At 65.6% G+C, this 15228-nt stretch carries 11 protein-coding genes; 7 read left to right on the top strand and 4 right to left on the bottom strand.

Annotated elements, in window-relative coordinates; all coding sequences use genetic code 11:
* The first annotated feature begins 198 nt into the window (after positions 1-198).
* The 5 genes from prpB to CYJ10_RS25550 all read left to right on the top strand — a co-directional run bounded on the left by prpB (position 199) and on the right by CYJ10_RS25550 (position 7682).
* Positions 199-1107 carry a methylisocitrate lyase gene (gene prpB, locus CYJ10_RS25570; protein ID WP_101684246.1) on the top strand — a complete coding sequence of 303 codons (909 nt, stop codon included), beginning with the start codon at positions 199-201 and terminating at the stop codon, positions 1105-1107.
* A gap of 115 nt (positions 1108-1222) precedes the next feature.
* Positions 1223-2380, top strand: a complete 1158-nt coding sequence (gene prpC, locus CYJ10_RS25565; RefSeq protein ID WP_101684245.1) for a bifunctional 2-methylcitrate synthase/citrate synthase — start codon at positions 1223-1225, stop codon at positions 2378-2380.
* Between the two features lie 81 nt (positions 2381-2461).
* A complete protein-coding gene (gene acnD / locus CYJ10_RS25560) occupies positions 2462-5059 on the top strand; it encodes a Fe/S-dependent 2-methylisocitrate dehydratase AcnD (RefSeq protein ID WP_101684244.1) in 2598 nt (865 codons plus the stop codon).
* A 21-nt stretch (positions 5060-5080) separates the two neighbouring features.
* Positions 5081-6274 (top strand): 2-methylaconitate cis-trans isomerase PrpF, encoded by a 1194-nt coding sequence (gene prpF, locus CYJ10_RS25555; RefSeq protein ID WP_101684243.1) that lies wholly within the window; start codon positions 5081-5083, stop codon positions 6272-6274.
* A gap of 286 nt (positions 6275-6560) precedes the next feature.
* A complete protein-coding gene (locus CYJ10_RS25550) occupies positions 6561-7682 on the top strand; it encodes an asparaginase (RefSeq protein ID WP_101684242.1) in 1122 nt (373 codons plus the stop codon).
* Positions 7683-7719: 37 nt separating this feature from the next.
* Here the strand turns inward: CYJ10_RS25550 and CYJ10_RS25545 are convergent, their stop codons facing one another.
* Complete coding sequence (locus CYJ10_RS25545; RefSeq protein WP_101684241.1) at positions 7720-8154, bottom strand: PaaI family thioesterase; 435 nt, start codon at positions 8152-8154, stop codon at positions 7720-7722.
* Positions 8155-8327: 173 nt separating this feature from the next.
* Here CYJ10_RS25545 and CYJ10_RS25540 point away from each other — a divergent pair, with 173 nt between their 5' ends.
* Positions 8328-8582, top strand: a complete 255-nt coding sequence (locus CYJ10_RS25540; RefSeq protein ID WP_101684240.1) for a DUF1289 domain-containing protein — start codon at positions 8328-8330, stop codon at positions 8580-8582.
* A gap of 136 nt (positions 8583-8718) precedes the next feature.
* Positions 8719-11115, top strand: coding sequence for a hypothetical protein (locus tag CYJ10_RS25535; RefSeq protein WP_146002120.1), 2397 nt, complete (start codon positions 8719-8721; stop codon positions 11113-11115).
* 54 nt (positions 11116-11169) lie between these two features.
* On the opposite strand, the gene CYJ10_RS25530 is transcribed toward CYJ10_RS25535, so the two are convergent.
* From CYJ10_RS25530 to CYJ10_RS25520, 3 genes are all read right to left on the bottom strand, one after another.
* Positions 11170-11889 (bottom strand): MOSC domain-containing protein, encoded by a 720-nt coding sequence (locus tag CYJ10_RS25530; protein WP_257993528.1) that lies wholly within the window; start codon positions 11887-11889, stop codon positions 11170-11172.
* Positions 11886-12605 carry a glutamine amidotransferase gene (locus tag CYJ10_RS25525; RefSeq protein WP_101684237.1) on the bottom strand — a complete coding sequence of 240 codons (720 nt, stop codon included), beginning with the start codon at positions 12603-12605 and terminating at the stop codon, positions 11886-11888. Before CYJ10_RS25525 ends, CYJ10_RS25530 begins: the two co-directional genes overlap by 4 nt.
* 67 nt (positions 12606-12672) lie before the next feature.
* Positions 12673-15138 (bottom strand): penicillin acylase family protein, encoded by a 2466-nt coding sequence (locus CYJ10_RS25520; protein WP_101684236.1) that lies wholly within the window; start codon positions 15136-15138, stop codon positions 12673-12675.
* Positions 15139-15228 lie beyond the last annotated feature (90 nt).

Genomic DNA, 15228 nt, shown 5'->3' with positions numbered 1-15228 from the left:
TTGTGATGCCGACAACCTTTCACGGGACCGTCCGCTGTGCGCAAACATCACCTAACCCACTGACCCATAAGGGTTTCTGCCTACCGGAATGACGCACGGGCCGCGCCAGCCGCCGGCGCCGGCCCGCTGGCACACCCCTTGCGCTAAAGAGCCGCCCTGCCCCCGAAGCAGGATTGAACCAACAAGAGATTCCACGCCATGACTTTTTCCGCCAACGAACTTGCCCGCTCCGCGGGTGCCCGCTTCCGCCAGGCCCTGATCGACGAAACCCCGCTGCAGATTCCGGGCACGATCAACGCCAACCATGCGCTGCTGGCCAAGCGCGCCGGGTATCGCGCGATCTACCTGTCGGGCGGCGGCGTGGCCGCGGGCTCGCTGGGCCTGCCCGACCTGGGCATCTCGAACCTGGACGATGTGCTGACCGATATCCGCCGCATCACCGATGTCTGCGACACGCCACTGCTGGTGGACGTCGACACCGGCTTCGGCTCGTCGGCCTTCAACGTGGCACGTACCACGCGTTCGCTGATCAAGTTTGGCGCCGCCGCCATGCACATCGAGGACCAGGTCGGCGCCAAGCGCTGCGGCCATCGCCCGAACAAGGAAATCGTCGGCCGCGACGAGATGGTGGACCGCATCAAGGCCGCCGTCGACGCCCGTACCGATGAGAACTTCGTCATCATGGCCCGCACCGACGCGCTGGCCGTCGAAGGCCTGGACGCCGCCATCGAGCGCGCCGTGGCCTGCGCCGAAGCCGGCGCCGACGCCATCTTCCCGGAAGCCATGACCGACCTGGACATGTATGCCAAGTTCGTCGACGCCGTGAAGGTGCCCGTGCTGGCCAACCTGACCGAGTTCGGCGCCACCCCGTACTTCACGCTCGACGACCTGCGCGGCGTGGGCGTGGCCATGGCGCTGTACCCGCTGTCGGCGTTCCGCGCCGCCAACAAGGCCGCCGAGAACGTCTTCGCGGCCATCCGCCGCGACGGCACGCAGAAAAACGTGGTGGACACCATGCAAACGCGTGCCGAACTCTACGAGCGGATCGACTACCATGCCTACGAGCAGAAGCTCGATGCACTGTTCGCCCAAGGCAAGGCCCGGTAACGATCACGCACACGTTCACGTTATTTTGTGCGATGCGGTCTTTTGCGCTGCAATAGGACACCCCACCATGGCTGCACGCACCCCAAACACTCGAAATCGAATCAAGGAGACCCAGATGTCCGAAGCCCAACCGCTGGCCACGCCGAAGCCCAAGAAATCCGTCGCCCTGTCGGGCGTTGCCGCTGGCAACACCGCCCTGTGCACCGTTGGCCGTAGCGGGAACGATCTCCACTATCGCGGCTACGACATCCTCGACATCGCAGAAACCTGCGAATTCGAGGAAATCGCCCACCTGCTGGTGCACGGCAAGCTGCCGAGCAAGGCCGAACTGGCCGCCTACAAGACCAAGCTGAAGGCCCTGCGCGGCCTGCCCGCCAACGTGAAGGCCGCCCTGGAATGGGTGCCGGCCAGCGCCCACCCGATGGACGTGATGCGCACGGGCGTGTCGGTGCTGGGCACCGTGCTGCCGGAAAAGGACGACCACAACACGCCGGGCGCGCGCGACATCGCCGACCGCCTGATGGCCAGCCTGGGGTCGATGCTGCTGTACTGGTATCACTACAGCCACAACGGCCGCCGCATCGAGGTGGAAACCGACGACGAATCGATTGCCGCGCACTTCCTGCACCTGCTGCACGGCGAAGCCCCCAGCAAGCTGTGGGAACGCGCGATGCAGACGTCGCTGATCCTGTACGCAGAGCACGAGTTCAACGCGTCGACGTTTGCCTGCCGCGTGGTGGCCGGCACCGGTTCCGACATGTACTCGGCCATCTGCGGCGGCATCGGCGCACTGCGCGGCCCGAAGCACGGCGGCGCCAATGAAGTGGCGTTCGAGATCCAGAAGCGCTACGACACCCCGGACGAGGCGGAAGCCGACATCCGTCGCCGCGTGGAAAACAAGGAAGTGGTCATCGGTTTTGGCCACCCGGTGTACACGATCTCCGACCCGCGCAACGAGGTGATCAAGGAAGTGGCGCGCAAGCTGTCGAAGGACGCCGGCTCGACGAAGATGTTCAACATCGCCGAGCGCCTGGAAACGGTCATGGCCGACGCCAAGAAGATGTTCCCGAACCTGGACTGGTTCAGCGCCGTGAGCTACCACATGATGGGGGTGCCCACCGCGATGTTCACGCCGCTGTTCGTGATCGCCCGCACGTCGGGCTGGGCCGCGCACGTGATCGAGCAACGGGTCGACAACAAGATCATCCGTCCGACGGCCAACTACACCGGCCCGGAAAACCTGAAGTTCGTGCCGATCGAAAAGCGCGCCTGATTTACCGCAACAACAACAGTGCCGCCACCCGGCCCGGCTACCTGCCGGGCGGTGGCAGGCACGCAAAGTCCTCACGTCGCCATGAACACTGCCTACCGCAAGCCGCTGCCCGGGACAAAGCTCGATTACTTCGACGCCCGCGCCGCCGTCAATGACATCTCCCCGGGCGCCTGGGACAAACTGCCGTACACGTCGCGCGTGCTGGCTGAAAACCTGGTGCGCCGCTGCGACCCCGCCACGCTGACCGATTCGCTCAAGCAGCTCATCGAACGCAAGCGTGACCTCGATTTCCCGTGGTTCCCGGCTCGCGTGGTCTGCCACGACATCCTGGGCCAGACCGCGCTGGTAGACCTGGCCGGCCTGCGCGATGCCATCGCCGACCAGGGCGGCGACCCGGCCAAGGTCAACCCGGTGGTGCCGGTGCAGCTGATCGTCGACCACTCGCTGGCCGTGGAATGTGGCGGCTTTGATCCCGACGCGTTCACCAAGAACCGCGCCATCGAGGATCGCCGCAACGAAGACCGCTTCGATTTCATCAACTGGACCAAGAAGGCGTTCCGCAACGTCGACGTGATCCCGCCGGGCAACGGCATCATGCACCAGATCAATCTGGAGAAGATGTCGCCCGTGATCCATGCCGACCACGGCGTGGCCTACCCCGATACCTGCGTGGGCACCGACAGCCACACGCCGCACGTGGACGCGCTGGGCGTGATCGCCATCGGCGTGGGCGGCCTGGAAGCCGAGAACGTGATGCTGGGCCGCGCGTCGTGGATGCGCCTGCCGGACATCGTCGGCGTGGAACTGACCGGCCGCCGCCAGCCCGGTATCACCGCCACCGACATCGTGCTGGCCCTGACCGAATTCCTGCGCAAGGAAAAGGTCGTCGGCGCCTATCTGGAATTCCGTGGCGAAGGCGCGTCGAGCCTGACGCTCGGCGACCGCGCCACGATCTCGAACATGGCGCCCGAGTACGGCGCCACCGCCGCGATGTTCTTCATCGACGGGCAGACCACCGAATACCTGCGCCTGACCGGCCGCGACGAAGCCCAGGTGCAGCTGGTGGAAACCTACGCCAGGGCCACCGGCCTGTGGGCCGATGCGCTGAAGACGGCCGAATACGAGCGCGTGCTCCATTTCGATCTGTCCACCGTGGTCCGCAACATGGCCGGACCGTCGAACCCGCACAAGCGCCTGCCCACGTCCGACCTGGCCGCGCGCGGCATCGCCGGCAAGTGGGAAGAAACGCCGGGCCAGATGCCCGACGGCGCGGTGATCATCGCCGCCATCACGAGCTGCACCAACACCAGCAACCCGCGCAACGTGATTGCCGCGGCGCTGCTGGCCCGCAACGCCAATGCACGTGGCCTGACGCGCAAGCCGTGGGTCAAGTCGTCGCTGGCGCCGGGATCGAAGGCGGTGGAGCTTTACCTGGAAGAAGCCAACCTGCTGCCCGACCTGGAAAAGCTCGGCTTCGGCATCGTGGCGTTCGCCTGCACGACCTGCAACGGCATGTCGGGCGCGCTCGACCCGAAGATCCAGCAGGAAATCATCGACCGCGACCTCTACGCCACGGCCGTGCTGTCCGGCAACCGCAATTTCGACGGCCGCATCCACCCGTACGCCAAGCAGGCGTTCCTGGCGTCGCCCCCGCTAGTGGTGGCCTACGCCATCGCCGGCACGATCCGCTTCGATATCGAGCAGGATTCCCTGGGCACGGATGCCAACGGCAAGCCGGTGTACCTGAAGGACATCTGGCCGAGCGACGAGGAAATCGACGCGATCGTGAAGCAGAGCGTGAAGCCCGAGCAGTTCCGCAAGGTCTACGAGCCGATGTTCGCGCTGCACGCCGAGAACGACACGTCGATCGACCCGCTGTACGACTGGCGCCCGCAGAGCACGTACATCCGCCGTCCGCCGTACTGGGAAGGCGCGCTGGCCGGCGAGCGCACGCTGCGCGGCATGCGCGCGCTGGCGGTGCTGGGCGACAACATCACGACCGACCACCTGTCGCCGTCGAACGCCATCATGCTCAACAGCGCGGCCGGCGAGTACCTGGCGAAGATGGGCCTGCCGGAAGAAGACTTCAACTCGTACGCCACGCACCGTGGTGACCACCTGACCGCCCAGCGCGCCACGTTTGCCAACCCGACGCTGCTCAACGAGATGGCCGTGGTCGACGGCGCGGTCAAGAAGGGATCGCTGGCACGCATCGAGCCCGAGGGCAAGGTCGTGCGCATGTGGGAGGCCATCGAGACCTACATGGACCGCAAGCAGCCGCTGATCGTGGTGGCCGGGGCCGACTATGGCCAGGGCTCGTCGCGCGACTGGGCTGCCAAGGGCGTGCGATTGGCCGGCGTGGAAGCCATCGTCGCCGAAGGCTTCGAGCGCATCCACCGCACCAACCTGATCGGCATGGGCGTGCTGCCGGTGGAATTCCTGCCCGGCACCAACCGCCTGACGCTGGGCATCGACGGCACCGAGACGTTCGACGTGGTCGGCCAGCGCCGCCCGCGCGCCGAACTGACGCTGGTCATCCATCGCAAGAACGGCGACCGCGTGGAAGTGCCGGTGCTGTGCCGGCTGGACAGCGACGAGGAAGTGTCGATCTATGAAGCCGGTGGCGTGCTGCAGCGCTTTGCCCAGGACTTCCTGGAATCGTCGCGCGCCGCAGCCTGACCGGTGATTAGGAAAATTACGATGGCTCACGTACCTCAAATCAAGATTCCCGCCACGTACCTGCGTGGCGGCACCAGCAAGGGTGTGTTTTTCCGGCTGCAGGATCTGCCCGAATCGGCGCAGAAGCCAGGCGAAGCCCGCGACCGCCTGCTGATGCGCGTGATCGGCAGCCCCGATCCGTACGGCAAGCAGATCGACGGCATGGGCGCGGCCACGTCGAGCACCAGCAAGACGGTGATCATCGCCAAGAGTTCGCGTCCTGACCACGACGTGGACTACCTGTTCGGCCAGGTGTCGATCGACCAGCCGTTTGTGGACTGGAGCGGCAACTGCGGCAACCTGTCGGCGGCCGTGGGGCCGTTCGCGATCAGCAACGGCTTTATCGAGGCATCGCGGATTCCTGAAAACGGCACCGTGACCGTGAAGATCTGGCAGGCCAATATCGGCAAGACGATCATCGCGCACGTGCCGATCACCAACGGCGCGGTGCAGGAAACCGGCGATTTCGAGCTGGATGGCGTGACCTTCCCGGCGGCCGAAGTCCAGCTCGAATTCATGGACCCTGCCGCCGAGGAAGGCGACGACGGCGGCGGCGCGATGTTTCCGACCGGCAACCTGGTCGACGACCTGGAAGTGCCCGGCGTGGGCACGCTCAAGGCCACGATGATCAACGCCGGCATCCCGACGATCTTTGTCGAGGCCGAGGCCATCGGCTACACGGGCACCGAACTGCAGGAGGCCATCAACGGCGATCCGAAGGCGCTGGCGATGTTCGAGACAATCCGGGCCTACGGCGCCAAACGCATGGGCCTGATCCAGGATATCGACGAAGCCAAGAAGCGCCAGCACACGCCCAAGGTGGCGTTCGTGGCCCGCCCCACCACCTATACCGCGTCGAGCGGCAAGACGGTGGAGGCCAGCGGCGTGGACCTGCTGGTGCGCGCGCTGTCGATGGGCAAGCTGCACCACGCGATGATGGGCACGGCGGCGGTGGCCATTGGCACGGCAGCGGCTGTGCCGGGCACGCTGGTGAACCTGGCGGCCGGCGGCGGCGAGCGCGAGGCTGTGCGCTTCGGCCATCCGTCGGGCACGCTGCGTGTGGGCGCACAGGCCGCGCTGGTCGACGGCCAGTGGACCGTGCAGAAGGCCATCATGAGCCGCAGCGCACGCGTGCTGATGGAAGGCTGGGTGCGCGTGCCGGGAGACGCGTTCTAGCCGATCACGCCTTCAGTGAGACTGGCCTGGGCCGGTCTCGGACTTCTCTGAAATTGTCATCACCGGGCGGCATGCTTCCTCATCGAAGCATGCCGCTTTGTCTTATCTGGCATACGTTTCCGGGTTGCAAGGATTCTGTTGAAGTTGTCGACGCAACATCGGGGCGTGGTTATAGTTCTCGCTCCGTTGACGAACCATTGCGGATCGCGACGGCTCCACGAACCAATCAAAAGCGGCCTATGCTGTTTCCACAAGAATCACGCACCGCGCCGACAAGAGGAGAATCATGCAACGACCTGCCAAGCTCACCACCCTTGCCACCCTGCTGCTGTCGGCCGCGCTGCTGACCGGCACCGCGCACGCGCAACTGGCCCCTTCGGCCAGCGCCACCGCGCCTGCCGGCACCACGGCTGAAGCGCGCAAGGCCAACATCGTCATCATCGGCACCGGCGGCACCATCGCCGGCGCGGGGGCATCGGCCACCAACACCGCGGCCTACCAGTCCGCCGTGGTGCCCGTGGACAAGATCATTGCCTCGGTGCCGGAAATCTCGAAGGTCGCCAACGTCAAGGGCGAGCAGATCTTCCAGATCGGTTCCGAGAGCTTCAACAACGAGCGCCTGCTGAAGCTGGCCAAGCGCGTGTCGGAACTGCTCAAGCAGCCTGACGTGGACGGCGTCGTCATCACGCACGGCACCGACACGATCGAGGAAACCGCGTACTTCCTGAACCTGACGCTCAAGAGCGACAAACCCGTGGTGGTGGTGGGCTCGATGCGCCCCGGCACGGCGCTGGGCGCCGACGGCGCGCTGAACCTGTACGACGCGGTGCTGGTGGCATCGAGCCCGGCCTCGAAGGGCAAGGGCGCGCTGGTGGTGCTCAACGATGAAATCCACACCGGCCGCGACGTGACCAAGACCAACACGTTCAAGACCGAAACGTTCCGCTCGCCGTTCGGCCCGCTGGGCTACGTGGTGGAAGGCCGCACGCTGTACTACCGTACGCTGGCCCGCCCGCACACGCTGCAGACCGAATTCGATATCGACAAGATCGACAAGCTGCCCGAAGTGGCCGTGGTCTACGCCTACGGCAACGTGAATCCGGCCAGCATCGACGCGGCCGTGAAGAACGGCGCCAAGGCCATCGTCTACGCCGCTACCGGCAACGGCAGCGTGGGCGATTACATGGTGGAGCCGCTCAAGGCCGCGCAGGCCAAGGGCGTGCAGATAGTGCGGGCCTCGCGCACGGGCAGCGGCATCGTGGTGCGCAATGCCGAGCAGCCGGACGACAAGTACAACTGGATCGTCACCGACGACCAGCTGCCGCAGAAGGCGCGCATCCTGATGGCGCTGGCACTGACCAAGACCAACGACCCGAAGGCCCTGCAGCAGATTTTCTGGAAGTATTGATCGCTTGACGCGGGCCCCGGCACCCCGGGGCCTTGCCTTACAGCAGCGCCGTGCTCATCAGCGCCTTGGCGGCGAGCACGGCCTCTCCTTCGCGCTCGGCATAGACCGACACCTCGGTCACCACCTGGCGCTTGCCCCGGCGTACCACGTCGGCCACGGCACGCAGCGTCGCGGACTTTGCCGGCGCCAGAAACTGGATCGACAGCGATCCGGTCGCCCCACCCTTCACCACCTCCAGATCCACCGCGCTGAAGGCCGCCGCCGCGCCGGCCACATCGATCAGCGTGGCGATGACGCCGCCGTGGACCATGTCGCCCACCGTGATGTGGTTCATGCTGAATGGCAGCAGCAGCTCCACGTGATCGGGCGCCACCACATCGAAGCGAATCCCGAGCGAGCGCGCCACGGGCGATCCGCCCAGCACCGATTCGAGCATGGCGGCATTACGGGGATCGACAGACCTTGTGGACATTGAGCGCCTCCCTGGCATCAGCTGGACTGGAATCATGACCCGTCAAGGGTAGGTGCCAGTCAAGCGGTCCACAATGACTTCAGGGGTAATTCCCAAGTGCCGAAAGCGCCGGTGCGGGGCGTTTATAATGTGCGACCGGCCGATACACGGCCTCTTTCCGCAGCCCCCGCTTCATGTCCGCCAATACCCCCGATTCGTTCACTCCGCCAGCCACTTCCGCCCAGGACGAGGCCCAGACGCGCCTGAGCGACCGCCCGGACAGCCCCTGTATCGGCATCTGCTCGACCCTGTTCGACGAGATTTGCCAGGGTTGCGGCCGCACCGCCGCCGAAGTCAGCAACTGGGTGTTCTATAGCGAGGAAGAAAAGCAGGTGATCTGGGAACGGATCACGCGCGAAGCCACGGCGTGGCGATTCCGCCAGGAATAGCCGAGTGGACGCGACTTGCGCTTTTTCTGTCGCACTTTCACGATAGTTTTGACAAGTTGATGCGCGCCAAGATCGGCCATTTCTGATCTCCCCAGAATGCGCGAGCGGAAAGTTCCGCTGCATCGGGAGATTGAGCATGGCAACACGTGCATTGCAGCGCCGACCATGGCGCACCGGCTGGGCTCGCCACCTCGGGTCCTTGCTGTTCTGGCTGTCGGTGGCTGCCAGCGGGCAAGCCCTGGCCGGCCAGGCATGCGTCTACACAGACACGGATTACCAGGGCGAAAAGCGCTGCTTCGACATCGACGCGCGGGTCGATGTGCCGGATGGCTTTGCCTTCAAGTCGGTCAAGCTCGCTTGGGATACCGAGCTTGTTGTCTCCACCGGCGCGAAATTCGCAGGTCAGGTGCGGCGCTTCACCGGAGACTATCCGCAGACGTTTGGCACTTCCGCCATGACCTTCAGCACGTTCCTGGCGGTGCCAAGGGCGTGCGTCTACAAGGACGCCAAGTTCCAGGGCCGGGAAAACTGCTTCGCGCCGGGCGCGCTGGAGTGGACGCTGTCCGACAGCGTCGACAGAAACGCATCGTCGTTGCTGATGGCGAAGGATCTCGCCTTCTATGCGTTCTCGGACCAGCTCGGCAGAGGCGAATCGTACAGCCGGTATTCCGGTGTCAACTTTTTCGAGGCGTTCAACGACAAGGCGCGGTCGCTTCAGGTCGTCAGAACGCGTCTGAATTGCAGCGTCGATTGTCCCGTTGGGTTTTCGGAGGGCTACAACCTTGCCGATATCCTCGAACGGGAATCCGCCAAAACCCCTGACGGCAAGCGCCACCCTTTGAGTCAGGTGGTAATGACCGTCGAAACCAGCTCTCGGCAAGACTTTTACGTCTATGTCGGCAACGCACTGCGCATCAACTTCACCGCGCGTACTGCGGATATCGAGGATGCGTACACGTTTCGTCCCGTCGCCAAGTTCGACCTCGATGCTGACACGGCATTCGTTTCCATCGCGCTGGCCTACGATGACCCCGAGCACCTGGATGTCCAGCTTGTCTCCTCGGACCGGATGCGGAAAGTGGTGGGTACATCTCCCATTGCCACCGTGCCACGGCCTGCCGCCCCGCTCGGCACGACACTGGCGATCGATAACGAAAGCAGCGAGGCGATCCGGATTGCGGGCCTGTCATTCGCCCTGGTAAAGCCGGAAGCGCGGCTGCAACCGCCGACCCGTTGCTGGCACAGCGAGATGCTCGCCGTCGCCACCTACTTCCTGGGTCAGTGCAGCGCCCCATCCTTGAGTCCGGCGGGCCAGGATCGGGATGCCATTCGTTACTCGGCAGGGGCTGCGGCGTATACGGGCTTCAACGCCGTGATATCCGGGAAGCCCAGAACCGCAGCGCCGGAAACCAGGCTCGTGTCCTATACGGCCATGGGTCGCAATCCCATGGCCGTCTATGCGGCTGCCCGCGTCTGCCGCGCGGAAATCGAGCACATCGCCACACCACGCATGCGACGGGGCGTGGACGATCCAGCCGATTGCATCAGCCGGACGATGACGATCATTGCGCTGTTCCAGACGCTGTTCGGCCCCCAGTGGGATTCGGACAGGTTCGAGCAGGTCATGTCGAGCATCCTGACCCACGGCACCACTGGCTATGCAACATCGAACCCGGAGGTCGAAAATCAACTGATCGCCGCCGTACAGGAGCGGGATCGCACGACGACGCGTGACAATCGCCGGCAGACCGCGATGGCTGCGTATCGCGCTGCCGACCAGGTCTTCCAGGTATCACGCAACGGCACGATGGACATGGAGGTGGCTGCAGCCCGCATGCACGCTGCGGGCAACGGTCAACTCGTGCTGTCCGATGCGGCCCCGGCGACGCTCGCTGAAGCGCAGAGCGCGCCACTGGGTCGATATCAGATTGACTTGCGCACCTACCAGCCGCAAACCGTAACGCCCCGGGTTTTGAGGAACGGGCGCTGGGAGCAGGACGCACGGAATCCGTTCACGTACGAGATCCATAGCTGGGACAACATTCCGATCATGCTCCGCCTGTCGAGCGTGCTGCAGGGCTGGCGCGACGACTATCGCCGCTTCGCCGGCGACAACGCCCTGTCACCGGGCCAGGTTTCCCTGGCGCATACCGGCCGAAGGATGGCCGACAGCATGGTCACGTCCATTGCGGAAGGCGAACCTGCGATCTATGTAGTGGTGCTGTACCGGGGCTTTCCCGTCTCCGTCCTGCTGGGCAGCATCGACGAGGACGACCCCACCAAGGCGGATGTGGGTACGGTCGTCAGCGCGCCGCAAAATGTCCTCTATCGTGACAGCGCCGTACGCGGCGCCGCGAGTCACGGATTGCAGGCGTATCTGAACCATCTCCACGGCAGGGGTGTGACCGATGTCTTCACATCAGCCATCACGGCACCCTCCGCGCTGGTCAAGCAACGGGCGGGTTTCAAGCTCATAGAGCCCCTGGACCAGGACGACGCCAGTTCCGACGACGACGCAAGGCGTCGCCGCTAGGTCGCCACGCACTACGTACCAATGCTGGCTGAGGGAACGATCATGGAGCCGGCCTCACCCTCCAGCCAGCCGTTTCTCCATATCCTCGACGACATGGTTCGCCACGCGCTGGCGGGCCAGCTTGCGCCAGCTTTCAGCCAGCACAGGCAGTTCCGCCATCGCGGCAAGCGCCGCCAGGTTGAGCCGATCCACGTAGAGCACGTGCAGCAGCCGCTGCAGGTTCCAGTCGGGATACGGCCGCGCCACCAGCACCAGGTGATCGCCAGCGGACACCTCGCCCTCCTCGATCACGCGGTAGTACCAGCCCGTGCGGCCACTGCCTTGCACGGCGCGCGACATGCCCGCAAACCCGAAGCGATGATTGAGCTTCCAGCACGGCTGGCGGGCCTGCGAGACCTCGACCAGTGCCGTGCCCAGCCGGAAGCGGTCGCCGATACAGACATCGGCCTCGGTCAAACCCGTCGTGCTCAGGTTTTCGCCAAACGCGCCGGCGTGCTGGAGCAAGTCGCCATTGCCGCCGTGCCCCGCCAGTTCCTCGCGCCAGCCCGCATAGTGGTCGCGCGGATAGTGGTGGAGTGCCTTCTCGGGGCCGCCGTGGTGTTTCGGATCGCCCTGCTCGTCGATGTCGAGCCCGATGGTGGTGACGCGCACCGGCCCGTCGACCGCCGCCTTGGCAATGCCACTCGGCACGCCCTTGGGGCCGAACGGCCGCACCCGGCCTGCCAGCAGCACATCGATCCGGACGTCGATATTGTCGGTACTACCCCTGCTCACAGCCCCGCTTCCTCCATCCATCGGGCAAACATCAGCTCGCCGGCACTGGCTACGGTGGCGCCAATCTCGGCCGTACGGCGGCGGATCGTGCGCGGGTCGACACCGGCCTTGGCCAGCTCCACGGTATGGCCGATCAGCCAGGTCTCGATATCGCCGGCCTTCACTTCGGGATGGAATTGCAGCGCCAGCACGTGCCTGCCGATGGCGTACGCCTGGTTCGGCGTGGCGGCAGTGGATGCCAGCCGTTCGGCGCCCTCCGGCAGGTCGAAGGTATCGCCGTGCCAGTGCAGGACTTCCCAGTCGGCGTTGGCCAGCACCGCCAGCGGCGAACGGCGGCCGGCGTCGGTCGGCTGGATCTGGCCCCAGCCAATCTCGCGCGTACCCGGATAGACCCGCGCGCCCGAGGCGGCGGCAATCAGCTGCGCGCCCAGGCAGGCGCCAATGATCGGCAGTTCGTCTTCCAGGCGTTGGCGGATCACGCCGATCTCGGCCTCCAGCCATGGGTAGGCTTCGGTCTCGTAGACACCGATGGGGCCACCCAGCACCACCAGCAGGTCGGCCGGGTCGGTCTGCACCAGCGTGAGGTCGTCCACGCCCGCCTGGTAGATGCGGATGTCATGGCCGCGGTCGCGTGCCACATCGGCAATCACGCCCGCATGCTCGAAGGCTACGTGCTGGATGACATCGGTCCGTAACTGGCGCCTGGGTTCGCTCATCGACTGACACTCCTGCTGGAAATTGTGGCTGGGATATGAATGCGGTCCCATACGATACCGCACTGCATCATGGCTTGTCTTTCACCGGCTGCAAGACCAGCGTGTCGAAGCTGTCGCCCCCGGGATTGCGCCGGTGCCCACCAATCGTGATGTACTGCACCGCCGCCCATTTGTCGGTCCAGTCCCGGTAGTGCGGCGACAGCGCATTGCCCGATTGCCCGGTCGACGACATGAAGCGCGAATCGGACAAGTCAGACAGGTCGTAGATCGCGCGCAGGCTGGCCGCATGGGTATTCTCGAACGGCGCCGCTTCGTCGCGCAGGCTGTGCCGGCCCACGTCCACGGTGTAGGTGTCGCCGCCGGTGCGCACGCGGATATTGAACAGGCCGGCCAGATACGGCACCTTGCCGAACGGCTTGTGCTCCGAGCGCGCCGCATGGGCCTTGCCCCAGCGCCATTTGGCCGGGTCGTCGCCGTAGCGCTGGTCCAGGTCCGCGATGGCGCGCTGCCAGGCCAGGCCGATCGTCGCGGCGCAGGTCTCGCGCGCGGTGGTACGCGCGTTGTCACACCAGAACGCCCCGAGCCCCTTCGGATCGCGCATCGCATTGAGCATCGGCAATTGCACGTTGCGCTGGTCCCACAGGCTGTTGAACATGGGGTCCCCGACCTTGTCCTCGAACAGCAGGCGCGACAGCTCGCGCAGCCAGGCCGTCACCACCAGCGGCTCGGTCCGGTCGGCGTCCATCGTGCCATCCCACTTGCGCAGCGCGTCGAACAGCCGACGCTCGCGTTCCGGGCGCGCGGCGTCGCTGGCCACGGGGGCAGCCAGCAGCAGCGGCAAGGCATCGCGCACGGCCAGCGACACCACATCCTTCTGGATCTTGCCGAAGGTCTCCGGCGTGTGGCGCGGCTCGGCGTCCAGCAGCGTCTGGATGCGCTGGGCGCGATACGGCACGCTCCATTCGCTGGTGATATAGAACGGGTAGTCGTTGTCGACGATCTTCTGGTTGGCCGTCACGATCGTCCCCGACGGCGGATTGAAGCGCCGCGGCAGCTCATCGAACGGAATGAAGCCCTGCCAGTCGTAGCGCGCGTCCCAGCCCGGCGCGGGCGCCAGCCCCATCAGGTCGTTGTCGGCCCGGCGGATCGGCACCAGTCCCGGCGCGATATAGCCGATATTGCCGTCCACGTCGGCGTAAACGATGTTCTGCTGCGGCGAGTGAAATTCGCGCAGCGCGCCGACGAAACTCTTCCAGTCCGTGGCCATGCCCATCTTCAGGCTGGCCTGGAAGGTCCGGTCGTCCGGCCGCAGCGCCGTCCACTGGAACGACACCACATACTGTGCGCCCAGCGGCTTGGCCGCCGTGCTGATCGGCTCGGCCACGTCCGACATCACCGGGCCATGTCGCGTTGTCCGGACATTGAGCGTCAGGTCGGGCTGCCCCTTGATCCTGATGACCTCCTGGCGCGTCTCGAATTCGGCCCAGCCGTCGGGGGTCTGGTAGCGATTCGGATTGGCCGGGTCGATCCGTTCGATATACAGGTCCTGCACATCGGGCGCGGTATTGGTGAACCCCCAGGCGATCCGCTTGTTGTGGCCCAGCACCACCAGCGGCGCGCCGGGCAGCGTGGCGCCGGTCAGGTCCAGCCCCGGGGCCTGCAGGTGCGCGAAGTACCAGAGTCCGGGCGCCTGCAGCCCCAGGTGCGGGTCATTGGCCAGCAGCGGCTTGCCGCTGCGCGTGTGCGCGCCCGACACCACCCAGTTGTTCGACCCCATGCCGTCGACATAGCCAGCCGGCGCGCGTTCGGACAGCTGCGCCATGGCCGTGGCCACGGGGGCCAGCTTGCGATAGAAGCTGGCGTAGTCCATCGTCCGCAGCGGCTTGTCACCGGGATACGGCGCCAGGATTTCGGCGATGCGTGCCGTGGGCAGTTGCTGGGCCAGGCTCATGCGCAGCACTTCCTGCCGCCAGTTGCCGCCCAGGTCCCAGGCCATCATGGTCTGCCAGCCCAGCGTGTCGGCGGGCTCCCAGTGCTCGGGCCTGGTGCCGAGGATCAGGAATTCGGGGGGCAGCGCCGCCTTGCGGGTATCGATATAGGCATTGACGCCGTCGGCATAGGCTTGCAGCACCGCGCGTGTCTCAGGGGGCGTCTGGGCCAGCACGGCTTCGGCATTGCGCCGCACGCCCATGGTGCGCAGGAAGCGGTCGGTGTCGAGCGCGCTCGGGCCCAGGATCTCGGCCAGCCGGCCAGCCACGATGCGCTTGTTCATCTGCATCTGCCAGAGCCGGTCCTGGGCATGGACGTAGCCCAGCGCATAGTAGGCATCCAGCGCGTTGCCGGCCTGGATATGGGGTACGGCGTTGCGATCACGTACCACCACCACGCGGTCGCGCAGTGCGGGCAGGCGCATCGTGCCGGCGGTATCGGGCTGCGAGGCCTGGCGATACCAGATATAGCCGCCGATGGCGCCCGTCAGCCCGATCAGCAGCACGCCCGACAGTATCCAGCCCAGCCGTTTGAACCAGCGCATTCGACGTATCTCCCCGTGGAAAGACGCAAGCATCGCAGATTTCCGCGCAGACAAGAATGCCCGGACTCGCCGGGCATTGCGGTTGGCGTC

This window comes from Cupriavidus pauculus, assembly GCF_002858765.1.
Classification (GTDB): domain Bacteria; phylum Pseudomonadota; class Gammaproteobacteria; order Burkholderiales; family Burkholderiaceae; genus Cupriavidus; species Cupriavidus pauculus_B.
This window is presented reverse-complemented; position numbering and strand designations above follow the sequence as displayed.

Excerpts from the sequence above, each read along its gene's own strand:
- prpC (WP_101684245.1), top strand. The coding sequence starts at position 1,223 with ATGTCCGAAGCCCAACCGCTGGCCACGCCGAAGCCCAAGAAATCCGTC.
- CYJ10_RS25535 (WP_146002120.1), top strand. The coding sequence starts at position 8,719 with ATGGCAACACGTGCATTGCAGCGCCGACCATGGCGCACCGGCTGGGCT.
- prpF (WP_101684243.1), top strand. The coding sequence starts at position 5,081 with ATGGCTCACGTACCTCAAATCAAGATTCCCGCCACGTACCTGCGTGGC.
- CYJ10_RS25525 (WP_101684237.1), bottom strand. The coding sequence starts at position 12,605 with ATGAGCGAACCCAGGCGCCAGTTACGGACCGATGTCATCCAGCACGTA.
- prpB (WP_101684246.1), top strand. The coding sequence starts at position 199 with ATGACTTTTTCCGCCAACGAACTTGCCCGCTCCGCGGGTGCCCGCTTC.
- CYJ10_RS25550 (WP_101684242.1), top strand. The coding sequence starts at position 6,561 with ATGCAACGACCTGCCAAGCTCACCACCCTTGCCACCCTGCTGCTGTCG.
- CYJ10_RS25520 (WP_101684236.1), bottom strand. The coding sequence starts at position 15,138 with ATGCGCTGGTTCAAACGGCTGGGCTGGATACTGTCGGGCGTGCTGCTG.
- CYJ10_RS25545 (WP_101684241.1), bottom strand. The coding sequence starts at position 8,154 with ATGTCCACAAGGTCTGTCGATCCCCGTAATGCCGCCATGCTCGAATCG.
- CYJ10_RS25540 (WP_101684240.1), top strand. The coding sequence starts at position 8,328 with ATGTCCGCCAATACCCCCGATTCGTTCACTCCGCCAGCCACTTCCGCC.
- acnD (WP_101684244.1), top strand. The coding sequence starts at position 2,462 with ATGAACACTGCCTACCGCAAGCCGCTGCCCGGGACAAAGCTCGATTAC.